22 protein-coding genes, 1 tRNA gene and 1 pseudogene are annotated in these 21711 nt (G+C 60.8%); 8 read left to right on the top strand and 16 right to left on the bottom strand.

All coding sequences use genetic code 11. The annotated features are described in order from the left end of the window. Positions 1-65: 65 nt before the first annotated feature. Positions 66-929 (top strand): DUF937 domain-containing protein, encoded by an 864-nt coding sequence (locus tag WGT02_RS05370; protein WP_024317767.1) that lies wholly within the window; start codon positions 66-68, stop codon positions 927-929. 87 nt (positions 930-1016) lie between these two features. On the opposite strand, the gene WGT02_RS05365 is transcribed toward WGT02_RS05370, so the two are convergent. Next, positions 1017-1316: a DUF1127 domain-containing protein gene (locus tag WGT02_RS05365; protein WP_024317766.1), complete on the bottom strand. Its 300-nt coding sequence runs from the start codon at positions 1314-1316 to the stop codon at positions 1017-1019. Positions 1317-1517: 201 nt separating this feature from the next. On the opposite strand from WGT02_RS05365, the gene WGT02_RS05360 reads away from it, so the two are divergent. Then, positions 1518-2474 (top strand): LysR substrate-binding domain-containing protein, encoded by a 957-nt coding sequence (locus WGT02_RS05360; protein WP_208248752.1) that lies wholly within the window; start codon positions 1518-1520, stop codon positions 2472-2474. A 6-nt stretch (positions 2475-2480) separates the two neighbouring features. On the opposite strand, the gene WGT02_RS05355 is transcribed toward WGT02_RS05360, so the two are convergent. Continuing rightward, entirely contained in the window at positions 2481-3113 is a 633-nt protein-coding gene (locus WGT02_RS05355) for a TetR family transcriptional regulator (RefSeq protein ID WP_024317764.1), read from the bottom strand. 374 nt (positions 3114-3487) lie between these two features. Between WGT02_RS05355 and WGT02_RS05350 the strand changes: the two genes are divergently transcribed. Beyond that, positions 3488-4393, top strand: a complete 906-nt coding sequence (locus WGT02_RS05350; RefSeq protein ID WP_024317763.1) for a hydrogen peroxide-inducible genes activator — start codon at positions 3488-3490, stop codon at positions 4391-4393. Here WGT02_RS05350 and WGT02_RS05345 read toward each other — a convergent pair whose 3' ends face one another. From WGT02_RS05345 to WGT02_RS05325, 5 genes and pseudogenes are all read right to left on the bottom strand, one after another. Further along, entirely contained in the window at positions 4394-5269 is an 876-nt protein-coding gene (locus WGT02_RS05345) for a dienelactone hydrolase family protein (RefSeq protein ID WP_208248754.1), read from the bottom strand. It lies immediately after the preceding gene. A 98-nt stretch (positions 5270-5367) separates the two neighbouring features. Then, positions 5368-5790, bottom strand: a complete 423-nt coding sequence (locus tag WGT02_RS05340; RefSeq protein ID WP_208248756.1) for an MAPEG family protein — start codon at positions 5788-5790, stop codon at positions 5368-5370. A gap of 322 nt (positions 5791-6112) precedes the next feature. Then, the gene (locus WGT02_RS05335; protein ID WP_024318880.1) at positions 6113-6673 is read right to left on the bottom strand and encodes a hypothetical protein; all 561 of its coding nucleotides are present in this window, start codon (positions 6671-6673) and stop codon (positions 6113-6115) included. 2 nt (positions 6674-6675) lie between these two features. Beyond that, a complete protein-coding gene (gene guaB, locus WGT02_RS05330; protein WP_024318879.1) occupies positions 6676-8160 on the bottom strand; it encodes an IMP dehydrogenase in 1485 nt (494 codons plus the stop codon). 178 nt (positions 8161-8338) lie between these two features. Further along, positions 8339-9330: pseudogene (locus WGT02_RS05325) on the bottom strand (MBL fold metallo-hydrolase). Between the two features lie 217 nt (positions 9331-9547). Between WGT02_RS05325 and WGT02_RS05320 the strand changes: the two are divergent. After that, the gene (locus WGT02_RS05320) at positions 9548-10972 is read left to right on the top strand and encodes a DHA2 family efflux MFS transporter permease subunit (protein WP_208248761.1); all 1425 of its coding nucleotides are present in this window, start codon (positions 9548-9550) and stop codon (positions 10970-10972) included. Positions 10973-10975: 3 nt separating this feature from the next. Here WGT02_RS05320 and WGT02_RS05315 read toward each other — a convergent pair whose 3' ends face one another. From WGT02_RS05315 to WGT02_RS05305, 3 genes are read right to left on the bottom strand one after another with little or no spacing between them, the layout of a single operon-like run. After that, positions 10976-11359 carry a VOC family protein gene (locus WGT02_RS05315; protein ID WP_024318877.1) on the bottom strand — a complete coding sequence of 128 codons (384 nt, stop codon included), beginning with the start codon at positions 11357-11359 and terminating at the stop codon, positions 10976-10978. Between the two features lie 58 nt (positions 11360-11417). Continuing rightward, positions 11418-12137, bottom strand: a complete 720-nt coding sequence (locus WGT02_RS05310; RefSeq protein WP_024318876.1) for an RlmE family RNA methyltransferase — start codon at positions 12135-12137, stop codon at positions 11418-11420. Between the two features lie 9 nt (positions 12138-12146). Further along, a complete protein-coding gene (locus WGT02_RS05305) occupies positions 12147-13688 on the bottom strand; it encodes a Ppx/GppA phosphatase family protein (protein WP_024318875.1) in 1542 nt (513 codons plus the stop codon). Between the two features lie 257 nt (positions 13689-13945). On the opposite strand from WGT02_RS05305, the gene WGT02_RS05300 reads away from it, so the two are divergent. From WGT02_RS05300 to WGT02_RS05285, 4 genes are all read left to right on the top strand, one after another. Further along, a tRNA-Gln gene (locus WGT02_RS05300) sits at positions 13946-14019 on the top strand. Positions 14020-14311: 292 nt separating this feature from the next. Then, positions 14312-14455 (top strand): hypothetical protein, encoded by a 144-nt coding sequence (locus tag WGT02_RS05295; RefSeq protein ID WP_375679169.1) that lies wholly within the window; start codon positions 14312-14314, stop codon positions 14453-14455. Positions 14456-14547: 92 nt separating this feature from the next. After that, the gene (locus WGT02_RS05290) at positions 14548-15048 is read left to right on the top strand and encodes an alpha/beta fold hydrolase (protein WP_141652632.1); all 501 of its coding nucleotides are present in this window, start codon (positions 14548-14550) and stop codon (positions 15046-15048) included. Positions 15049-15426: 378 nt separating this feature from the next. After that, the gene (locus tag WGT02_RS05285) at positions 15427-16101 is read left to right on the top strand and encodes a protein-L-isoaspartate(D-aspartate) O-methyltransferase (RefSeq protein WP_208248765.1); all 675 of its coding nucleotides are present in this window, start codon (positions 15427-15429) and stop codon (positions 16099-16101) included. A 31-nt stretch (positions 16102-16132) separates the two neighbouring features. Here WGT02_RS05285 and WGT02_RS05280 read toward each other — a convergent pair whose 3' ends face one another. The 6 genes from WGT02_RS05280 to WGT02_RS05255 form a co-directional block, all read right to left on the bottom strand. Next, a complete protein-coding gene (locus tag WGT02_RS05280) occupies positions 16133-16615 on the bottom strand; it encodes an isoprenylcysteine carboxylmethyltransferase family protein (RefSeq protein ID WP_208248768.1) in 483 nt (160 codons plus the stop codon). A 731-nt stretch (positions 16616-17346) separates the two neighbouring features. Beyond that, on the bottom strand, positions 17347-17979 hold the full coding sequence (locus tag WGT02_RS05275) for a membrane protein (RefSeq protein ID WP_024312938.1): 633 nt from the start codon (positions 17977-17979) through the stop codon (positions 17347-17349). 28 nt (positions 17980-18007) lie between these two features. Further along, entirely contained in the window at positions 18008-19402 is a 1395-nt protein-coding gene (locus WGT02_RS05270) for a selenium-binding family protein (protein WP_024312939.1), read from the bottom strand. A 222-nt stretch (positions 19403-19624) separates the two neighbouring features. Next, positions 19625-20410 (bottom strand): anti-sigma factor, encoded by a 786-nt coding sequence (locus WGT02_RS05265; protein WP_024312940.1) that lies wholly within the window; start codon positions 20408-20410, stop codon positions 19625-19627. Beyond that, positions 20407-21012, bottom strand: coding sequence for an RNA polymerase sigma factor (locus WGT02_RS05260; protein WP_208248770.1), 606 nt, complete (start codon positions 21010-21012; stop codon positions 20407-20409). The genes WGT02_RS05265 and WGT02_RS05260 overlap by 4 nt, the downstream gene beginning before the upstream one ends. A 59-nt stretch (positions 21013-21071) precedes the next feature. Continuing rightward, the gene (locus tag WGT02_RS05255; RefSeq protein WP_024312942.1) at positions 21072-21650 is read right to left on the bottom strand and encodes a tetratricopeptide repeat protein; all 579 of its coding nucleotides are present in this window, start codon (positions 21648-21650) and stop codon (positions 21072-21074) included. Positions 21651-21711 lie beyond the last annotated feature (61 nt).

The following is a 21711-nucleotide window of genomic DNA, read 5'->3' as shown; positions in this document are numbered from 1 at the left end:
TTGCGCATTCCTTTTTCCGGCTATAGTGACGCAATTGCGCGTTGCGAACCGGGAAGGGGATTTCCATGCTGCCACTCTTCGACATGATGATGCAGGCACAAAACGGCGCGGCGATGGATGCTGTCTCCAAGCAGTTCAATCTTGCTCAGGAGCAGGCCGCCAAGGCGATGGCAGCGCTCATGCCGGCGTTTTCCGCCGGCCTGAAGCGCAGCACCAGCAACCCTTACGACTTCATGGGTCTGATGCAGGCGGTCGCCTCCGGCAACTATGCCAAATATTTCGAGGACATGAGCAAGGCCTTCACGCCGCAGGGGATATCGGACGGCAACAACATCCTTGGACAGCTGTTCGGCTCCAAGGAGGTCTCGCGCGCGGTGGCGGCGCAGGCGGCCCAGATGACGGGTATCGGACAGGAAATCTACAAGCAGATGCTGCCGGTGATGGCCGATACGCTGATGGGCGGCCTGTTCAAGCAGTCGATGGGACAGATGACGACCCCGGTCAACCCGTTCGTCGACACGGCGATGGGCGAAACCATCCAGAAATGGCTCGAAAACACCGGCTTTGCACCGAAGCAGAAGCCCAGTCCCGAGCCCAGCATCTTCGATAACCCCTTCACTCAGGCCATGCAACTGATGTTCGGCATGCGGAAACCGGAGGCAGAGAGGACGGTCACCAACCCGTTTTTCGACAACCCTTTCGCAAAAGCCTTTCAGGAAATGATGGGCTCGCTCGGAAAGCCGGTCGAGCCGAAACCCGCGGACGCTCCGAAGGAGCAGGCAAAGGCAGAGACTGAAACCTATATGGACATGCTGAACAGCATGTTCGACAGCGGGCTCGAGGTGCAGAAGAGCTACCAGAAAAGCATGGAAACCATATTTGAGACCTATATGCCGAAGACACCTCCTTCCACTCCCCCAAAGGCATAAAAAAACCCGGAGACGGCTGGGAGGCCGGTCACCGGGCAAGAGGCAGGGCTATTGGCTATCACCCTGCGGGGAAAAACTGAGCCGGCCTTAATCCTTTCGGGACCGGAAGAGCGACTTTGGTCCGCGATTGTGCGCGGAACGCGTCAGATGTTCCGACGGATCTTCAAAGAAGGTGGACGCCAGGAACGCCGAGGTGAGATCGGCTCTGCTAAGGCCGATATCCTTCAATTGATTGTCATCGAGCTCGTGCAGCCGGTTGATCTCCATACGGTTGCGGAACACGCGCAGTACGGATGACAACGTTGCAAAGCCATTTGCGAGACGCTGGGAAAACGTCAGCGTAGTCTGGCTGCAGTCGAGTTCGATTATCCGGTCTGTCGTGCGCATGGTTGATCCTTTCATTGGCGCGCAACAACCCACCCCTCCCGCGAGGTCGAGCGGGAAGGCATCGGGTTGAAATCGGAGCGGACAGGCAGGGTGTCTGTCCTTCACTTTGTTTGATTTGCACCCCGAAGATGCCAAACACCTATTGATCAGTCCAACGAATGTTTCTAATGATTAGCATCAGAGATTGTTATAGGTGAACTCATGTCCGCACCTCTTGATATTGATCAGTTGCAGACCTTTATCGCGATTGTCGATTCCGGCAGCTTCACCAAGGCTGCCGACAGGGTCTACAAGACGCAGTCGGCCGTTTCCATGCAGATGCGGCGGCTGGAAGAACGCATCGGCAAGCAGCTTTTCATCAAGGACGGTCGCGGCAACCGCCTGACCGCCGAGGGCGAAAAGCTGTTGAACTATGCGCGGCGCATGATTCGGCTGAACAACGAGGCGATCGCAGCCTTTGACGACAACCGTCTCGAGGGCACGCTGCGCATCGGTACGCCCGATGACTACGCCGACCGCTACATGCCGGAGATCATCGGCCGCTTCGCCAAGACGCATCCGAATGTCGAGCTTTACATCGTCTGCGAGCCCTCGGTGGACCTTGCCGAGCGCATTCATCGCGGCGAGCTCGATATGGCGCTGGTGACGCATAACCCGCGCGAGCGCATGTCAGACGTCGTGCGGACCGAACCGCTCTGCTGGGTTGGTTCGGCCAACCATCCGATCCGTGACGATGGGCCGGTGCCACTTGCCGTCGGTCGCCGCGACTGCCAGTGGCGCCAGCTCGCCTGCTCGGCGCTCGATGCGGTCGGACGCGAGCACCAGATCCTGTTCACCAGTTGGTCATGCACCGTGGTTGCGGCCGCAGTCCTCGCCGGCATGGCCGTTTCCGTCATGCCGGAATCGGCGCTGCGCACGGGAATGAAGGTACTGAGCCAGGCGGATGGTTTCCCCGCCCTGCCCCCGGTTCAGATCGGCATCATGAAGCGGCCCGGTGTCTCGATCTCGCTGATGAACGCCATTACCGCGCATATCACCGCCTGCCTCGACAACATCACGCCCGCCGTTGTCGACGACAATCTCGAGCCTGATGTGAAGAACGCCTATGGGCGGGTGCAACCCCGCCTCAAGATCGCCAACGCCGTACCCAGCTGGTAGGCGCGCTCAGGCAGCAACAGGCGAGAGGAAGGCCGTGCGGATCACGCGCTTCCACTCGTCCAGAATGCGCCTGGCAAGGGAATCCTCGCTGACGACCGCAAGGCGGATCGAGGCCCCAAGCAGGTGGCTGAACAGGTAGGTGCGGGCCTGCATGTCAGCTGTGGACAGTTCCGGTGCGACGCGGCGGACGGCGTCCTGGAAAATGTCCGCAATCCGCTTACTGTGCTCGATGTTAAGCCGCAGCAGGTCGTGGTCGGTCTCGGTGCCCATCCAGATGCCGAGATAGGCAGCGTCTCTGCGATAGTCGTCATAGTGCCAGTCAATCGTTGCGGTGAGCACATCGAGCGCATGATCGACGGAGTGCACGGATGCAAAGGCATCGGCTATCCGCGTCTGGATCGTCAACGCATGGCGGTCGAAGAGAGCTTTGACGATCGCGGCCTTCTCGGGAAAATACTGATAGACGGAGCCGATCGGCACCTTGGCGGCGACGGCCAGTTCCGTCATCCGCATGGCGCTCACACCCTTTTCGGCAATGATTGCCGCCGCGGCCGCCAAGATGAGGTCGAGCCTCTGAATACTGCGTTCCTGCTTCGGCTTCCGGCGGAGGCCAATACGATCCAAACTTCCGACCTTCATGTCGTTCCCATTTGTTCTATTTGGAGCGACGGAGGTGGTTCATGCCGGCGCCATTTGGCCGATATGACATGCAGGTCTTCACGACTCGTAAACGAGATAGATCGGATTGTCTGAATCGGGAAAAGTATAAAAAAATCGGGGTGATACGCCCCGATTTTGTCATCTTCAGGTCGCGAATTTACCCGGCTGCCTCCGGCTCAGCGCTGATCGTATCGATCTTATAGCCGTCCTCGACGCAGGCGCGGTTCGCATCCGCGTGGGCGCGCTTGAAGTCGGCCATTGATGATTGTCCGCCCAGCACCACCGGAGTTGTCCATTGACCTTCGATAATCTCCAGTCGTATTTATTGAGACATTCGATTGGAAGAAATTATCATGCTGACACTTCGACAGATGCGCTACTTCGATGCGCTGGCAACGACGCGCCATTTCGGCCGGGCCGCCGAAATGGTCCACATCAGCCAGCCCGCGCTGTCGACCCAGATCATGGAGATGGAAGAATATCTCGGCGCCAAGCTCGTCGAGCGCACGCGGCAGAACACCTTTCTGACGCCGAAGGGCGAAGAGGTGCTGCACTACGTCCGCGCCATCCTGCATCAAGTCGACCTGCTCGAGCAGACGGCACGAAAAGGCGGCGGAACACTCGAAGGTCTGATCCGCATCGGAATTATTCCCACCGTCGCACCTTACCTGGTCCCGCAGTTCGTTCCACATCTGCGCAGGACATACCCCAGCGTCGAGGTGGAACTGCGGGAGGCGGTGACCGATCGACTGATGGCAGATCTTCTGACAGGGAAACTGGATGCCGTGATCGCGGCGTTGCCGCTCGACATCGAAGGCATCCAGACGCGGCCGCTCTTCACCGACCGCTTCTTCATGGCGGTGGCCGACAACGGAGAGGCAGTGCTGATGTCGCCGCTGACCGAGCATGAGGTGAACGTCGACCGGCTCCTGTTACTCGAGGAAGGACATTGCCTACGCGATCAGGCGCTCGCCGTCTGCAGCGCCGGCAAGCGCAGCCTTGTGAATTTCGGCGCGACGTCGATGGCAACGCTCCTGCAGATGGTGTCGCACGACATGGGCATGACGCTCATTCCTGAAATGGCCATTCCCACGGAAACCAGCCGCAATTCCATTCGCATACTGCCGTTCACCGATCCGCAGCCGTCGCGCGAAATCGGCCTTGCCTGGCGGCGCAGCAATCATCGCGGCAAGGAGATGGAGGCGCTGGCAGAGGCGATCATCGCCGTCGCCCCTGCCCCGCACGAACTGGCTGCCTGATCAGGCGAGATTCTTCTTCAGGAATTCGACCGTCCTGCTCCAGGCCAGATCGGCGGCCTTCTTGTCGTAGCGGGCCGACGATGTATCGTTGTTGAAGGCATGATTGACGCCGTCATAAACGAAGATCTGGAAGTCCTTGTCGTTCTCCTGCAGCGCCTTCTTGTAGGCGTCGATGCCGGCATTGATGCGGTCGTCGAGACCGGCATAGTGCAGCATCAGCGCTGCCTTGATATTCGGCACGTCGGCCGCCTGCGGCTGCGCCCCATAATAGGCGACGCCGGCCTTCAGCTCCGGCGATTTGGTGGCGAAGTCGTTTACCAGCCCACCACCCCAGCAAAATCCGATCACGCCGACCTTGCCATTGGAGTTGTCGAGCTTGGTCAGATAGGCGAGCGTCGCCTCGGCGTTCGCCACGGTGGCGGCCCGATCGAGCGTGCTGAACATCTCGCGGGCCTTGTCCTCATTTTGCGGTGTGCCGCCCTGGGGCGAAAGGAAATCCGGCGCCAGCGCGATGAAGCCCTCCAGTGCCATGCGGCGCGCGACATCACGGATATGCGGGTTGAGGCCGCGGTTTTCGTGGATGACGATCACCGCGCCAAGTTTGCCCGAAGCACCCTTCGGTTCGACCAGATAGCCTTTCATCTCACCGGCACCGCCGGGATAGGTTACGTCCTTCCCCACCAGTCGCTGGTCGTCGGCGGCGATCATTTCCGCACTTGCCTTGTTGGCAGCGAGCATCGGCGCGATGGCGACGGCGGCGCCGGCGGAACCGGCCAACTTCGTCAGCTTGTCCATGAAGCCGCGGCGGTCGAGTGTCAGATGCGTGTATTCGTCGTAGGCGTTGATCATCGCCTGCGTGATTTCCGGCCTGTCCATTGGAGTCCTCCTGTTCCCTACCTGTCGGCTTTCACCTGCGAGGGAAGATAGGTCAGTGGCCGGTAACGCAGGAACAAAACTGCGTTACTTCAAGTCGCTCAGCCGTTCGGGAAGACTATCCAGACGGCAAGCCACAGCCACATTGCACCGAGCACCACATAGCCGGCTGCAAAGAGCGGGCTGCGGTAACGGAGGTTGTTGCTGGTGACATGCACGAAGGCATGCAGATAGCGCAGCGCCACGAAGACCCAGGCAAGCACGACAGCAACGAGGTTGTCGGCTTGCGTGATGTAGAGGAGGACGCAGCAGGCGTAAAACAGCACCGGCAACTCGAACTGATTGGCGAGGCAATTCTTGACGAAGAGGCCTTCCGGCGGTTCATCGCGGTTTTCGCGGTAGTTCGACCGGCGAACCTTTCCCGCCTGAACCAGTTTCCGGCGGCGAAAGCCGAGAAGCACGTAGAGGAAATAGACTAGGGCTACGTGGGCAATGATGGGCCAGAACATTTCGTAGCCGGTCATGCTGTCTCTTCCTGCCGCTTTCCGTTTGGTTTCCGTGCTGTAGAGGAAAAGCGTCGGCGCCGCAAATGCTCGCCGCAACTCAGCGGCGGGCAAGGCTGCATCAGACCTTGGCGATGCCACCATTGGCGAAGATCTCGGCACCCGTGAGGAAGCTTGGTTCGTCCGACGCTAGAAAAAATGCGGCGGCTATCTCGTCGACGCGACCGATCGGTACCTGCGAACTGAGGTAACCAAGGAGGCCCTGCTGTTGCGCCTTGTCCTTGCCGGCGAAGTCGACCAGGCGGTTGTTTCCGCCGGGCCGGGCATTGCGGTGGCAGTGAGACTATGTCTCGCCTTCTTCGCGATGCATCGCGCGAACGATGCCGAAGCGGGCAATGACGATCAGGCAGATGGCGAGGCTCGCGAACTTCACTCGCGTCATCCACGGCAACAGGCGAGCGGCATGATCCGTCCAGGCGCTGTCTCCAAAAGCAATCAGGCTGGAGATGTTTTCGCCGTAGTCGGCAAGGCCATAAATGAAGGGAAGCGCATAGACGAGCGCGATCAGGGAAGGACGGATCGGGCGATTGAAGTGGGGGCCGCTAGGTCTCAACCTCATCAACACCAGCAGCAGGAGTGCGGTCAGAAGCGCCGGGAAGATCATCTCCGGACCGGCATACATCGCCTGCAGCAAATTGCTGGCGATCTCGTTGTGGTCGAGAAGCTGGCGCATCCGGCCGACGGTCAATTCGTCATAACCGCCGAAATAGACATCGAGAACGGCCTGCCCGGTCTCATGTTTAAAGGGGACGACAAAGCCGAATGTCGTCCACGCAAGCGCGCCGAGGCAGATGGCTGCGAGCAGCGCGATAATCCAGAGCGGAATACGGCTGCCCGGGTTCATTTTCAGCCGCCGGAGCTCGGATAGTTGGGGCTCTCGCGGGTGATCGTCACGTCGTGGGGATGGCTTTCGCGAAGGCCGGCGCCGGAGATGCGCACGAAGGTCGCGCGCTCCTGGAAGTCCTTGATATCCTTGCCGCCGACATAACCCATGGCGGCCTTGAGGCCGCCTGCAAGCTGGTGCAGGACGCCAGAGACCGGGCCCTTGTAGGGAACCTGGCCTTCGATGCCCTCAGGCACGAGCTTCAGCGTGTCGCGCACTTCAGCCTGGAAATAGCGGTCTGCCGAGCCGCGCGCCATGGCACCGACCGAGCCCATGCCGCGGTATGCTTTGAAGGAACGGCCCTGGTAAAGGTACACTTCGCCGGGGCTTTCATCGGTGCCGGCGAGCAGCGAACCGATCATGACAGCGGAGGCGCCTGATGCAATCGCCTTGGCGACGTCACCCGAGAACTTGATGCCGCCGTCTGCGATGACGGGAACATCCTGCGCTTGCGCAGCCTCGACGGCCGACATGATGGCGGCGAGCTGGGGAACGCCGACACCGGCCACGATGCGCGTCGTGCAGATCGAGCCCGGACCAATACCGACCTTGACGGCATCCGCACCGGCATCGATCAATGCCCTGGTGCCCTCCGATGTTGCCACGTTGCCGGCCATGACGCGCACGGAGTTGGAAAGCTTCTTCACGCGGGTGACAGCCTCGAGAACGCGGGCCGAATGGCCATGCGCGGTATCGACGACGAGGAGATCAACGCCTGCCTCGATCAAGCGTTCAGCCCGCTCGAAACCATCATCACCGACGCCGACGGCGGCAGCGGCGCGCAGGCGGCCCTGCGCATCCTTGGATGCATTCGGGTTCAGCTGCGACTTTTCAATGTCCTTGACGGTGATGAGACCGACGCAACGACCTTCGCCGTCGATCACCAGCAGCTTTTCGATCCGGTGCGCGTGCAACAGGCGCTTGGCTTCCTGCTGATCGACGTTCTCCTTGACGGTGATGAGGCCCTGATGGGTCATCAGCTCGTGGATCTTCTGCTTCGGGTCCGAGGCGAAGCGGACGTCGCGGTTGGTCAGGATGCCGACGAGACGGCCGGACTTTTCGACGACCGGAATGCCAGAGATGCTGTAGGTCTTCATCAGCCCGAGCGCATCGGCCAGCGTCGCATCGGGACCGATTGTCACCGGGTTGACCACCATGCCGCTTTCGAACTTCTTGACCTGGCGGACCTGCTCGGCCTGCTCGGCAGGCGTCAGGTTCTTATGGATGACGCCAAGCCCGCCCGCCTGCGCCATGGCGATGGCAAGGCGGCTTTCCGTGACGGTGTCCATCGCCGAGGAGATGATCGGGATGTTCAACTCGAAGTCGGTCGCAATCCGCGTTGCGACGCTCGTCTGACCGGGCAAGACCTCGGAATGACCGGGCTGCAGGAGCACGTCATCGAAGGTGAGTGCGTCCAAACCGGTTGGCGTTTCTATGATGCGAGCCATGGCCAATTTCCTTCAATTAAGAAAAATGCAACGCCTCCCGGAACGAATCGTCCGCACCGGCGGTGTGCAAGGGTTGCTTTGGAAGTTGGCGAGGGCTGGTAACACGTCTATGACAGGAAGGGAATAGCAAAAAGCCCGAGGTGTCCGCCGGGCTTGGTATGGCTGCCATGCAGCGACCTCACAGGTCGAACTGGTAGGTCTTCGGAACGAAGCGATATCCATCCTCGTACGTCTCGACAAAGCCGACCGCCGGGAACGGCATGTGGTAGCCCAGGAAAGCGATCCTATCGGTGGCGATCATGTCGAATACCTTCCGCCGCGTGGCTGCTGCCTGTGTCTTGTCCGCGTCGAAGCGAACCTCCCAGTCGGGCTTCTGCAGCGACACGATGTAGTGATTGGCGGTATCGCCCGTCGCGATCAGGCGCTTGCCTTCCGATTCGACATGGAAAACCATGTGTCCGGGCGTGTGGCCTGGCGCCAGCATCGCCGTGATGCCGCCTGCAACTTTGCCGCCGTCACCGATGAAGGTCGCTTTCTCGGCAAGAGGCACGACATTGGCCAGAACTGCTTTGTGGCCGCCTTCGGCTGGCGTGGCCTCGCGGACCTTGTCAGTCCAGAAATCGTATTCAATCTGGCCGATGACATACCGCGCATTCTTGAAAGCTGGAGTGCCAGCTTCCATCAGGCCGCCGATATGATCGCCATGCAGGTGGGTCAGCGCCACCAGCGTGATGTCGTCTGCCGAATAGCCGGCAGCCTTAAGCCCATCGCGAAGCTGGCCGCTGCCGCGGGCACGGCCGCCCTCACCAAAGCCGGTATCGACGAGGATGACATCCGATCCGGTATCGATCAGTGTCGGCGCATAGGAATTGACGAATTTATCGGTCGGCAGGAAATTCCTCGCGAGCAGTTCCTGGACAGTCTCTGGCTTCTGGTTGGCCCCAAAGGTCTCATAGGCCTTTTCACCAATGCTGGCGCCGTCCTTGAAGACAGTAAATCTATAAGAGCCGAGCTTGAATTGATTAAATTGGGGCTGCGTCGTCGCATCCATCTTGGTCTTTCTCCACTTGCGGCCATTGCGGCCGTCTCTTTCAAAATCATCGGCGCCGCCAGCAGGCCGATGCCCACTGTAAACAACGCACGCCGCGTCATCCCCGACGCTACTCGCATTTCCCATCCTTCTGATAACGCGCGGCATCTTTGTCGCACAGCCCCAAACAAACATAGGTCAATCCCGATCGTTGAAATTGCTGAGCAAACGGCCTCACGCAGACGTGATGCAAACGTCTTTCAGAAGCGGAATGAGGGGTTGGCAGAGCCTTTCCCTAGGAATACAGAGCACTGGCTTCCCGAGCCGCCTTCGCACGACCTCCAAGGCATTTCGCGCATGAACCGCATCGTTCCGCTGATCCTCGCCGTCGCTCTCTTCATGGAGCAGATGGACTCCACCGTCATATCGACCGCCCTGCCCGCAATCGCCAACGACCTCCACGTCGGGCCGATCACGCTGAAGCTGGCGCTGACCTCCTACATGGTGTCACTCGCGGTCTTCATTCCGATCAGCGGCTGGATGGCGGACAGGTTCGGCGCCAAGCGCATCTTCCGCCTGGCCATCTGCGTCTTCGTCATCGGCTCCATCTTCTGCGCGATCTCATCCGGCCTGATCGAGTTCGTCGTCGCGCGTTTCCTGCAGGGCATGGGCGGCGCGATGATGACGCCGGTCGGGCGCCTCGTGCTTCTAAGAACGACGAAACGAAGCGAGCTTGTCTCGGCGATGGCGCTGCTGACTATTCCGGCACTCGTCGGTCCGTTGGCCGGCCCGCCGCTCGGCGGCTTCATCACAACCTATTTCACCTGGCATTGGATCTTTTTGATCAACGTGCCGGTTGGCATCATCGGTGTCTGGCTCGCAACGATCTTCCTGCCTGAGGTTGAAGCGACAGCGCCGCCGAGGCTGGATTTCATCGGCTTCTTGCTGACATCGTTTTCGGCCGCCGGCGTCGTCTTCGGCCTTTCCGTCGTCAGCCTGCCGGCCTTGCCGCCCGTTATCGGCATCACCGCGACGGCAATCGGTCTCGTCTGCGGCTTTGTCTACGTGCGCCACGCCAAACGACATCCGGCGCCGATCCTCAACCTGAACCTGTTCCGCAATCCGACCTTCCGCGCATCGACAACCGGCGGCACGCTGTTTCGCATTTGTATCGGCGCGATGCCCTTCCTGACCCCGCTGATGCTGCAGCTCGGCTTCGGTCTGACACCGTTCCAATCGGGCATGATCACCTTTGCGGGCGCGATCGGTGCGATCACCACCAAGTTCATGGCGCGCCGCGTCTTTGCCGCGGCCGGCTTCCGCACCACGCTGCTTTCGGCAGCAGGAGTGACGACGATCGTGACTGTCGCGACCGGGTTGTTCACGCCACAGACGCCGCACCTCGTCATCATCGCCATCCTTCTCGTCGGCGGCTTCTCGCGCTCGTTCTTCTTTACCGGCGTCAATGCCCTGGCTTTTGCCGATATCGATGATGCGCAGGCGAGCCAGGCAACGTCGATGAGTTCGGTGATGCAGCAGATCAGCCTGGCGCTCGGCGTCGCGGTTGCCGCCGCGATCCTGGAGACGTCGATCTACTTCCGCGGCGAGGCGCTGCAGGTTGCCGACTTCCACATCGCCTTTTACGTGATCGCGATCCTGACCGTCGTGGCGACTATCCCCTTCATCCGGATGGACACGAGCGCTGGCGCGCTGGTCTCTGGCCACCAGGCAAAGCGCCTCGCCCCGGCGACGATCGAGGCAGAGCAACAGGCCGTGAAGTAAGGGCTATTCGGGAGTCTCGCAGACGGCGCTGAGCTTGTTGCCGTCCGGATCGCGAACATAGGCGGCATAGAAATTGGCATGGAACGGCCGCAATCCCGGCTCGCCTTCATCGACACCGCCGGCGGCAAGCGCTGCGGCATGGAATGCATCCACATCCGCGCGGCGCGCGGCATGAAGCGCGACCATCGAACCATTTCCGCTCGACGCCCGTCGGCGGTTGAATGGGGTGACGATCCAGAGTCGGCAGCGGGTGTCACCATCTGCCGCGTAGCCGATTTCCTCTTCGGAGTAGCGTTGGCGGCGGTAGCCGAGCAGCGGCAGGACGATGTCGTAAAACCGCCGCGCCTGATCGATGTCGTTGGTTCCGAGGGTGACGTATAAGAGCATGGTACCGGGGCGTTCCAAGTCTTGGGAGGCCGATCATCACTCAAGACCAGCCCAAAGATCAAGCTTCCGTGACGTCGGGCTCCGCTTGGCGGCCCTTGAAGCCTTTCGCCAGCAGGAACATCTCGACGGATTCGGCGCGCGACGACGCTGGCTTGACGTGGACGACCTGCTTGAAATGTCGCTTCAGCATATTGAGCAGATCGCGTTCGGTGCCGCCCTGAAAGGTCTTTGCCAGGAAGTGACCGCCCTCACCCAGCACTTCGACGGCAAACTGGGCCGCCACTTCGCAGAGGTGCATGGTGCGCAGATGGTCCGTGCGATGGTGGCCCGTGGTGGGCGCCGCCATGTCTGAGATGACCAGATCCGGGGTGCCGCCGACGGCTTCGATCAACTGAGCCGGCGCTGAGGGATCCAGGAAGTCCAACTGCAGGATCTTCACGCCCGGCAGTTGAGTCATCTCCAAAAAGTCAATCGCTGCGACGCGGATATCATCATCGGTGGAGCCTGTTACCTTGGCAGCGATCTGCGACCAGCTTCCGGGTGCAGCACCTAGATCGATGATGCGACGAGCGCCCTTCAGGATGCTGTGCTTCTCGTCGATCTCGAGCAGCTTGAAAGCGGCGCGCGCGCGATACCCCTCCAGCTGTGCACGCTGCACATAGGGATCGTTGATGTGGCGCTGCAGCCATTGCCGCGACGACGCCTTCATCTTCTTATTCTTGACGCGCTGGCCGAGTTTGCGGCCGGTGCGGTTACCCGCAATCGTTGGCTTCGCCATGCTTGTCCCCTATTTGCCGCGCTGGCCGCGGCGGTTGCGATGGCGCCGCCAGACGCCGTCATCCGCCATCATGTCCGTGAGCAGGCCTTCCCTCAAGCCGCGATCGGCAACACGCATGCGCGGGCTCGGCCAGCGGCGGCGGATCGCCTCCAGAATGGCGCAGCCGGCCAGCACCAGATCGGCGCGATCGGGCCCAATACAGGGATTGGCGGCGCGGCTGGCGAAATCCCACGACAGCAGCTTTGCCTGCATCGCCGAGACCTCGTCATCTGAAAGCCAGATGCCGTCGACCTTGCGCCGGTCGTAGCGCGGTAGGTCCAGATGAACACCGGCAAGCGTCGTCACGGTTCCCGAGGTGCCGATGAGATGGAAGTCATCCGCATGACCGATATCGATTGCAGGGCAATCGAAGCTGCCAAGCATGCCTTCCACCTCCACGACCATGCCTTCAAAGACATCCGGCGTGACATCGCGTCCGCCATGGCGCTCCGAAAGCGTGACAACGCCAACGGGAAGCGAGGTCCAGTGGGTGATGTGATTGGCGAGGCGATTGAAACGGTTGTCGCCGATGCGGATGACCGCGATTTCAGAGGAGCCGCCGCCGATATCGAAGAGGACGACCGAGCGCGTCTCCCGTCCGACGAGCGACGAGCAGCCGGAAACGGCGAGCCGCGCTTCGGTTTCCCGATCGATAATCTCGAGTTCAAGGCCGGTCTCGGCAACCACGCGCTCGAGGAATTGCGCCCCATTGCTCGCTTGCCGGCAGGCTTCGGTCGCGATCAGCCGCATGCGGCGGATTTCGCGGTTCTTCAACTTGGAGGCGCAGACGCGCAGCGCATCGACGGCGCGATCCATGGCGTCGTCGGAGAGGCGACCGCTTGCCGCCAATCCCTCACCAAGGCGGACGATTCGGGAGAAGGCGTCAACAACGCGAAACTGGCCCGGCCGCGTTGGCTGGGCGATCAGCAGACGGCAATTGTTAGTGCCGAGATCGAGAGCAGCATAAAGCTCATCCGGCCATGGATGTTCGCCTTGGCTGCGCTGCCCGCCGTCGGACTGGCGTGCCGCACGATTGTCGTTCTGGCCGGTTCGCGATTCAGCGACCCCGTTCCGCCCGGTTGGCGCTGGCTGCTGCGGCTGGGCCGGATGTCCCACCGGCTTTTCATGCACCAGCGGACGTCCCTGGAGGCCGCGCTTGCCGCGATGCTTGCGGCGATTGCGGCGGCTCGGCACGGATTCGCTGTCGCTGCAAACGCCTTGTCCGGCGGTTGCGGAGATTTCGTTGCTTGTCCGTTGCGGCTGCTGCCCGGCTTCGCCGGAGGCGCTCGCACCACGACGGCGACGCTTTCGCTTGTGCGCCGCGTTGCCGGCTTCGATTGGGCGTGCCGCCTCTCCGGTATCGCCGGAGAGGACATGCTGAGCGGCCTGGTTCGCATTGCGGGATTGCCCGCCACGCTTGCCCTTGCGGCGCCTGGACTTCTTGCCGTCCTTGCGCCCTGCCGCCAACGCCCCGTTACCTTGCGGCTTTGAGCCGCCTTCGGGGTCTTCCACGTTCTTTTTCCATCGCGCCGCGCAAGTCCAAAGGTATGCAGCAGGCGCTCATTCGATTTTGCGTTGCCGCGAAGATACCAGCGCATGGCGAAATCGCCAAATTCTTTTTGCCACGGGGGGAGAACGGACCTTTTGGCGCGCATCAAAAACACATCACCAAGTCGCTGTGGATTTTTTTCGAAACGGGTATTTGCAATCCGTGATGTTTTGGTTATAAGCGCCGCACAGCAGCCAAGCCATGCTTCGGCAGCTTCTGCTGGGGAATAGTTCAATGGTAGAACGACGGACTCTGACTCCGTTAATCTTGGTTCGAGTCCAGGTTCCCCAGCCAATTTTCGTTAAATTCCCTTAGTTTTTCGGACGTGCCGGATCCCGTTTCGGCGTTAATATCGACCTGATGCCCAGGACCGTAGCCCGCAGGTGATGCCCACGCAAAGGAATGGGCGGCGTCGCAGGTGGCAGGCAAGGGCACACCCCATGCGCCAAAAACCGATCCCTTTGCCGATGTCCTGCGTCACGTTGTGCGTGTGAACAGCGTGCATGTACACTATGTGGTCGCTGGGTCGGGCGAACCGGTGGTGCTACTCCCTGGCTGGCCGGAAAGTGGGATTTCGTGGCGGAAGATGATTCCGCTCCTCACCGCCACTGGGCGGCAGGTTTATGTGCTAGAGCCACGCAGCTTCGGCGACAGCGACAAGCCTCAGACGGGCTATGACTCGATACTGCGGCTCGCGACCTGCACGATTTCCTGGTGGCGACGGGGCTGAACCGTCCCGGTGGCGTCGATATCGTGGCGCATGATGTCGGCCCATGGACGCACATCCGTATGCTGTAAACTATCCCGGCGACGTCAAAGGCTGTGCTGACTACCCTGGGCGTCTCTCCCTTGCCTTCCGGCATTCCGGGCGAGGCGGTCAACCTGAAGCTCTGGCAGTTCGGTTTCAACCGGCTGCACGACCTCCCCGAGGTGCTCGTTCAAGGGCATGAACGCGCATATCTCACTTGGCTATTCCAGACCAAAAGCACGCGCAACTATGCGATCGACCCCGCCGCTGTCGATGAATTGTCCGGATGTTCTCTGCTCCCGGCGCGGCCCGCGCCGGGATCGAATGGCACCGCGCCGCTTTCAGTCCCGAAGGGATCGCTCAGGAGGAAGAGCGCGCGAAAGCTCAGGTTGACGATGCCGGTGCTCGCGCTCGGCGGCGGCGATCGACTTGGCGACGGGCTGCGCGCGGCTGTCGCGAAGATCGGAGATCATGTCGAGGGCGTTGCGACTCCGGGTAGCGGGCACTTCCTGCCGGAGGAGGCCCCCGATGAGTTCACGACGGCGGTTCTCGCGTTCTGGCAGAAAAATCCTTGATCGAGGGGGCGCTGGCTTTCCCGGATTCGCCAGCGCTCACTCGGTCAATTGGGGTCGAACCGCCGCTTTCTCGAAGGTTCCTCGACTTCAGAAGCTGTCCGCGTCGATCGCGTGATTTCATGAATCCACGTTTGGAATTCGGTTACCGATTGGAAAACTGGATAGGAGACGAGGTTCGCTTTGGGGCCGAATGCCGTCACTGCTCAAATGCACCACATCGGGACCTTCGCTAATGATGTTTCCAAAGTCCCGCGTATCGACCCGTTGCGGCCACTGGGGTTTGCTCGCGCTATGGCACAAGTGGACTCCATTCCGATCATTCCTGAGTTTGATCATAGAGCTATCTGGGAATAAACTGTCTGAGGAAAGCCCGTGATCATGAAACCAATGAATGAAGAGCACCTCGCGGTCCTGCGCAGGCACATGGTCGAGTTGATTGCAATCCACGTCGACCTTGCGAGCGAAGAGCTTGGCAGGGCGTCGCTCGATGAGCGGGTCTTGGCTGCGATGCAGCGGGTGCCGCGGCATCTCTTCGTGCCAGCCCCGCTTGCGCCGTATGCCTACCAGGACACGCCGCTGCCGATCGGCTTCGATAAAACCATCTCGCAGCCCTTCATCGTCGCTCTCATGACCGATCTCCTCGCGCCCCAACCGCACGAGGCAGTGCTCGAGATCGGCACCGGCCTGGGCTACCAATCCGCAATCCTCGCCGAGCTCGCCGGGCAGGTCTGGAGCGCCGAAATCATCGAGGAATTTGCAAGCCGTGCCGAGGCTCTGCTGCGGGGCCTGGGCTATATTAATGTCGGCATTCGTGTCGGAGACGGATCTCGCGGCTGGCCTGAGCACGCCCCGTTCGACAAGATACTGGTCACGGTGGCGGCCGAGCGGTTGCCGCCGGCATTACTTGAGCAGCTCAAGCCCGACGGACGCCTGGTTATGCCGTTGGGATCTGAAAAAGCACAGCTCCTGACTGTCATTGACAAAAATGCGGCAGGGCAACTCAAGATCCGCAAACTTATCCCGGTTCAGTTTGGTCTGCTCGAAACGGTCTAACATTCCAGCAGGTTGACCGCTCTTCGTCTCGCTACAGCCACCGTCCGACGCGGGCCTTGTAGGCGAGATAGACGTCACCGAACTTCCGCTCGAGATAGGCCTCCTCGCGGGCGACCACGCCGTAGCGGATGACGAGATAGAACGGCACCAATAGGGCGATGAGCCACAGGCTGTCGAAGGCGACGGCGAGGCCGATGAGGCCGAGGAACATGCCGATATAGATCGCGTTGCGCGTGAAGCGGTAGGGGCCCGCGTCGACGATCGTCGTTGTCGGCTGGGTGGTCGGGACCTGCGTCCCGGCGCGGCGGAAGGTCGCCGCCGCCCAGATCAGCAGCGCCAGGCCGGCGAGGAACACGATGCCGCCGAGCCAGCCGCCCGGCACTGCCGCCGGCAGGAACGGCAGCGGATAGAGCCAGTCGAGCGCGAGCCCGGCGATCGCCGCGAGCGCCCAGGCGATCGGCGGCCGTACTGCCGCGCCTGAACTGTCGCGCAAATTCCCCGTCGCCTCGCTCATGCCACCACCCGTCCGATCCGCTCCCCGGCCCCCGGAATTCTGGCGTAAGAGTGCGTGTTTTGCCAAAGCCCCTCCACCGGTGGGAGTTTATGTCGCTTCGAAAGAGATTTGAAGGCAGAAAGGCGCGGACAGCTAAAGGATCGAGTTCAGCCGACATTTCTCGCCATGCAAATGTCAGCTTCAAAGAAGAAACGGAATTTGACTTAGACCAGGTGCACGTTTTCCCGTTCAGGTGCTGGATGAGACCTTCCGCTTGCCACCCGTTCCGGATTGGACGTCTCGATGGACGAGACGCACATCTGTGTTTTGGACCGTGACGGGACGATTGCCCATCAAGCCGCTCAATCCTCTTGTTGATTGACGCCCTAACCCAGGGCACAAAGGTGGCATCCACGGTCGCTCACGACGGAAAAACAGAGGGAATTCAAAGGCGATTTCGATAAGCCTTTGAAATCATTTGAGAATCAAAGGTTCCACAGGCAATTTTCGCAAAATTCCCTTAGTTCCTCGTTTTTTCGGACGTGCGGATCCCGTTTTGACGTCAATGGCGACTTGATGCCCAGAAGTGTCGCCCACAGGTGATGGGCACGCAGGGCGCCGCCGGTGGCGAGCAAGGGCAGTTATCCATGACGGTCCGCCACGACGTCGAGAACCTCATTTGTCGCGTGGGGCAGTTGGCATGGAAACGCACAGCGACCGAGGTGATCACATCGACGGGTTAGGAGGCCCCTTCACCCGACGATCAGCAGCACGACACCGGTGACAAGCAGAACCAGCGTCCATACGAGATCCACGTTGATCCAGGCGCTGCGCAATATCTCGAGCCCGACCCAGCGATAGACCGCCAGGGCAACGAGGCTTGTGACCGCCAACATGGCAAGAGTGTGGACGCCGACCGCTGCGAGCGCCATCGCCGCGGACCCAACGCTGCCGATTTCGCCTAATGGCGACTGGGTGAGACAGAGGGGTATCAAGGCCGGCAGGACCATGAGCCCCGCACCGTGGGCCGTCGCCATCAGGAACGACCAGAACGCAAGACCGGCGAGCCCCGTGCGCAAGCCGATGCGAACGCGGTGCCGGTGCCCGAAAGCATGATGCCAGATAGCCCATGCAATCAGCGCCCCTCCGGTGGCCGTGCGCACCGCATCTTGGTTCACGAAAAGACCGGCCGCGACCACGGCTCCTGCCACCAGTGCGATGGATACGGCGTGTCCGACAGCGATCGCTGGCACTGCCTGAACCACCGCGGCGGAGCTCTGCCGGTGAACGCCAAGCGCGACGGCGAACAGCCATCCCATCGCCGGATTGAGACCATGAAAGGCGCCTAGTCCCGCCAGCAGTATCCAGGGCCAGAGCTCGTTCATCGGCGCCTCATCGCCTGCTCCTCGCTCCCTACGGATAACAATAGGAATCTGACGAGCAATCGCCACCTTGGAGACGGACCTGGTGCGGGCGATGCGACTTCGGCCATTCGACGAAGAATTTCTCGTCGAAGGCGATGCCGCCGTCCGGTTGCGCGTCAAGCTTCACCATCCAGCCAGAGACGCCATCGGGATAGAACTGCTCGTCGATCGCGCCATAGAGCGAGTTGGTGAAGTAGACGCGGCGACCGTCGCGGCTGATCTCGACCATCTGCGGGCCGCCGTTCAGCGCGCCATTCTTCGCACCTGGGTGCGACGCACGCGAAACGATGCCGCCGATCCGGACCTTGCCTGTCAGCTGCGGCTTGAACGGGTCGGAGACATCGTATTGATGAAGGTCGCCGGTTCCCCAACAGGACACGTAGAGAAATCTGTCATCCATTGAAAGATCGATGTCGGTGACCAGCGGCGGCACGGCATTGAAACCCTTGAGCATCGGCGGCAATTGGTCAGCATCGGCCGGCTCCGCCGGAATGTCGATCACCTTTGTCACCCCCCATTTCTCGCCGTCGCGGTGCCAGACCCAGATCGAGGAGGAGAGGTCCTCCAGACTGAGCACGCAGTTGACGAACCCATAGGCTTTGGTCGGGTCGTGCGCGGGTCTGAGTTCGAATACGAGCTGATACTTGTCGCCGAAATCGATCGTCTGCAGGTGCTTGCGCTTGTGCAAATCCCAGAAATGCAGACGGCGGCCGTATTTCGCGCCGAGTAGGATTTCGGGGACTAGACCATTTTCGAAGGTATCCGGCGTGCCCCACTCGCTGGTGACGAGCGTATCGTGGCCAAGATGCCACCAGACGTCATACGAAAGCTGTTGTGGCCCCCGATCCATTTCCCACTGGCCGCGGACCTCGAAGGTCTCGTGATCCATCAGAAAAACGCCGCCTGGGGCTTTGCCTTCGGCATTGCCAAGTGCGGCAACATAGATCCCTTCCGGTCCGCAATGAACGGTATGCGGCCTGGAGTAACCGGTCCGTTCGGCCACGTCGCCGGGCTCGATCACCTTGACGATGGACGGATTCCTGCCATCCGGCTTGGTGTCAATGATATGGATGCGCGAGGATTTCAGTCCCGGCACGACCAGATAACGGCGCTCGGCGTGCGGATGTGGTGCGTTCGGGCATAAGCAGGACGAGCAGGCGTTCCAGCCGAAATGATGCAATTCGTCGCCGACATTGGGCATCGCGAGAGTATTTACGATCTGTCCGTAAGAGGGCGATTTCGGATCGACATCGACGACCGCGAGCTCGTCGGGAACCGCTCGCGCCGGATCGAAGGCGACAACGTAGGCGAGTGTCTCCGGCGCGGCCTTCATGGCCATTCGCGGTGACGGATAAAAGCTTGGATCGGGTTTCCACGTTACCATGTGCAGTGCTCCTGGCTCGCGTTTGCTGAACAATGAAAAATGTTCGCTCGATGCTTGCCGACAGCCGACTGACCGCTGCGGACGGGGCAGGATCCAAGGATGTTTCGACGAGATACCGTTTCGAAACCGGCTGAGCGAGCCGTAGAGGCAGTCCTCCCCAGGCAATTGTCTCAAATAATGGCGGGTTTGGGCAGTCCCTTTTTCGCCGCCTCCCTCATCGCTTCATGCCGAGGTCTTTTTCCTGACATCCTCCGCAAGTTCCTGCATGAGGTCGATCGGAATGCGGCCGATCAACATGAAGGCGTGCGTTGTGTTTGACCAGTAGACAACGTTCATGCCGTGCCGGCCTTCGACGTCAGGCTCCTTCGTGCCAACATCCGAGCGCACGATGCAGAGTGCCAACGGGCCCGTCTCCGGGTCCAGATAGGCAATCTGCGCCAGCGGCTTGTCGTCATACTGCAACAGCTGGGCGCGCTTGAACTCGATGCCCGGCAGCGACACAGCTTCGGGTGACAGGGAAAGCCCAAGCTTATCGTCGAAGCGGGCAAGTTGTTCAGCCTGCGCGTCATCGGACGGCGACGGGCCGGCCAAAGTATCCGCTGTATAGAGGGCGATGTATCCTGCAACGACAGCGCGCCATTCGCTGCTTTCATCAGGGGCATGAACGCGATTGCGAATCCCGATCAAGGCCCGGTCGGCCACGACACCGGCGACGAGGCAGGCAGCAAGCGCGCCAAGGAAGCCGCGGCGACTGGAGCGCGCGGGCTTTGCGGCGACCGGCACAATGCCAAGCATGGCATCGAGCTCTGCTTTGGGTGCTGCGGCAAGCAGCGACTCGAAGGCTTGCTTGAACGCAAGGCTGCTCTGCGACAGGAACTCCAATCTTGCGGCCACACGCTCGTTCGAACCGAGAAGCGCTTCGATGCGCGATACTTCGATCCCCGACAGTTCACCGTCGATATAGGCCGTCAATTCCTCATCGGTGGGGATTGGGTTCTTGTCGTTCATGTGGCCCCCTCTCCCGAGACGCTGGCTGCGATCTTGGCGCGCGCGGCGGCAAGGCGGCTCATCACGGTACCAATCGGGATATCCAAAACGCTTGCCACCTCCTTGTAGGAAAGACCCTCCACATAGGCGAGGAAGACCGCGGCCCGTTGCGCATCCGGCAGCGCATTGACCAGCCGCAGAACCTGGTTCGCCATGACATGCATTTCCGTGTCGCGGGCGCCATCGACGACCAAGGCCTCGTCTGCATCGACGAAGCCCTGACCGAGGCGCACACGTTGTGACCGGATCTCATTCAGCCAGATGGAATGCAGGATGGAGAACAGCCAGCGGTCCAGCCGCGTTCCTGCCTCGAACTGCTCGACGCGCTCGAGGGCGCGCAGGCAGGTCTGTTGCACGAGATCGTCGGCAACGTCGCGGCGATGCGAGAGCACAAGGCCATAGCGCCAAAGCCGCAACAGATTGTCCGCCAGGCCGCTTCTGATATCGGCTTCGCTTGCGATGAGAACCTCCGCCACGGGTTTTCCTTCCAAAGCCGCCGGTTGCACCGGCGGCTTCGGTATTGCGTGACTATAGGCAGGAAATGTGGTGTACGCGACCGGCATTTGGTAGTTCCCGTTCAACCGAGATTGCACGTTCCCGCATTTCGTCAGGGTCACAGCTTCTAGGGCTTGAGGATCGCTTCGTTGAGATCGCGATACGCCTCGCATTCTGTGCCGCAGATCGCCTTGATCGTTTCGAGCTGCTCCTTGGCGAGATCGAGGCGCCCCTTGATGACGTACGCTTCGCCGAGATATTCGCGCACCTGCGCATACTTGGGATCAAGTTCGACAGACTTCAGGTAGTAGGAAATTCCTTCATCCGTGCGGCCAAGCTTGCGGGTGGCGTAGCCGCGATAATTCAGGGCCTCGGCAGTATTCGGGTTCTTCAACGTATCGAGCATGGCAAGCGCTTCTTCATAGCGTCCGGCCTTCGCCAGCGAATAGGCATAGTCCGTGCGGTTTTCTTCCGTCACGTTGGCGCTGCTCTGCTTGACGCACCTCTTCGTCCTCTTGTCGTACATCTGGCCCTTCTTGCAGGTCGGCATCGTGTCGCTGCTGCCGCCAGAACTACCGGCGCCACTTGAGCCACTACCACTGCCGCTGCCACCGCCGCCTATCGCGAAAGCAGGGGCCGAAAGCGCAAAAGCGGCAATGCAGCCGCCGACGAGGATGGAAGCAATACGAACAGTCGCGATCGTCATGGGATATCTCCTAGGAAAATGACGTTGGCGCCGAATGAACACTGTTGCCCGGAACTTTATT

It is taken from the genome of Rhizobium sp. T1470, assembly GCF_042140505.1.
GTDB lineage: Bacteria > Pseudomonadota > Alphaproteobacteria > Rhizobiales > Rhizobiaceae > Rhizobium > Rhizobium favelukesii.
This window is presented reverse-complemented; position numbering and strand designations above follow the sequence as displayed.

Bases quoted from the DNA above. Each gene is read 5' to 3' on its own strand.
- WGT02_RS05370 (WP_024317767.1), top strand. From the start codon at position 66: ATGCTGCCACTCTTCGACATGATGATGCAGGCACAAAACGGCGCGGCG.
- WGT02_RS05365 (WP_024317766.1), bottom strand. From the start codon at position 1,316: ATGCGCACGACAGACCGGATAATCGAACTCGACTGCAGCCAGACTACG.
- WGT02_RS05360 (WP_208248752.1), top strand. From the start codon at position 1,518: ATGTCCGCACCTCTTGATATTGATCAGTTGCAGACCTTTATCGCGATT.
- WGT02_RS05355 (WP_024317764.1), bottom strand. From the start codon at position 3,113: ATGAAGGTCGGAAGTTTGGATCGTATTGGCCTCCGCCGGAAGCCGAAG.
- WGT02_RS05350 (WP_024317763.1), top strand. From the start codon at position 3,488: ATGCTGACACTTCGACAGATGCGCTACTTCGATGCGCTGGCAACGACG.
- WGT02_RS05345 (WP_208248754.1), bottom strand. From the start codon at position 5,269: ATGGACAGGCCGGAAATCACGCAGGCGATGATCAACGCCTACGACGAA.
- WGT02_RS05340 (WP_208248756.1), bottom strand. From the start codon at position 5,790: ATGACCGGCTACGAAATGTTCTGGCCCATCATTGCCCACGTAGCCCTA.
- WGT02_RS05335 (WP_024318880.1), bottom strand. From the start codon at position 6,673: ATGAACCCGGGCAGCCGTATTCCGCTCTGGATTATCGCGCTGCTCGCA.
- guaB (WP_024318879.1), bottom strand. From the start codon at position 8,160: ATGGCTCGCATCATAGAAACGCCAACCGGTTTGGACGCACTCACCTTC.
- WGT02_RS05320 (WP_208248761.1), top strand. From the start codon at position 9,548: ATGAACCGCATCGTTCCGCTGATCCTCGCCGTCGCTCTCTTCATGGAG.
- WGT02_RS05315 (WP_024318877.1), bottom strand. From the start codon at position 11,359: ATGCTCTTATACGTCACCCTCGGAACCAACGACATCGATCAGGCGCGG.
- WGT02_RS05310 (WP_024318876.1), bottom strand. From the start codon at position 12,137: ATGGCGAAGCCAACGATTGCGGGTAACCGCACCGGCCGCAAACTCGGC.
- WGT02_RS05295 (WP_375679169.1), top strand. From the start codon at position 14,312: ATGATTCCGCTCCTCACCGCCACTGGGCGGCAGGTTTATGTGCTAGAG.
- WGT02_RS05285 (WP_208248765.1), top strand. From the start codon at position 15,427: ATGAAACCAATGAATGAAGAGCACCTCGCGGTCCTGCGCAGGCACATG.
- WGT02_RS05280 (WP_208248768.1), bottom strand. From the start codon at position 16,615: ATGAGCGAGGCGACGGGGAATTTGCGCGACAGTTCAGGCGCGGCAGTA.
- WGT02_RS05275 (WP_024312938.1), bottom strand. From the start codon at position 17,979: ATGAACGAGCTCTGGCCCTGGATACTGCTGGCGGGACTAGGCGCCTTT.
- WGT02_RS05270 (WP_024312939.1), bottom strand. From the start codon at position 19,402: ATGGTAACGTGGAAACCCGATCCAAGCTTTTATCCGTCACCGCGAATG.
- WGT02_RS05265 (WP_024312940.1), bottom strand. From the start codon at position 20,410: ATGAACGACAAGAACCCAATCCCCACCGATGAGGAATTGACGGCCTAT.
- WGT02_RS05260 (WP_208248770.1), bottom strand. From the start codon at position 21,012: ATGCCGGTCGCGTACACCACATTTCCTGCCTATAGTCACGCAATACCG.
- WGT02_RS05255 (WP_024312942.1), bottom strand. From the start codon at position 21,650: ATGACGATCGCGACTGTTCGTATTGCTTCCATCCTCGTCGGCGGCTGC.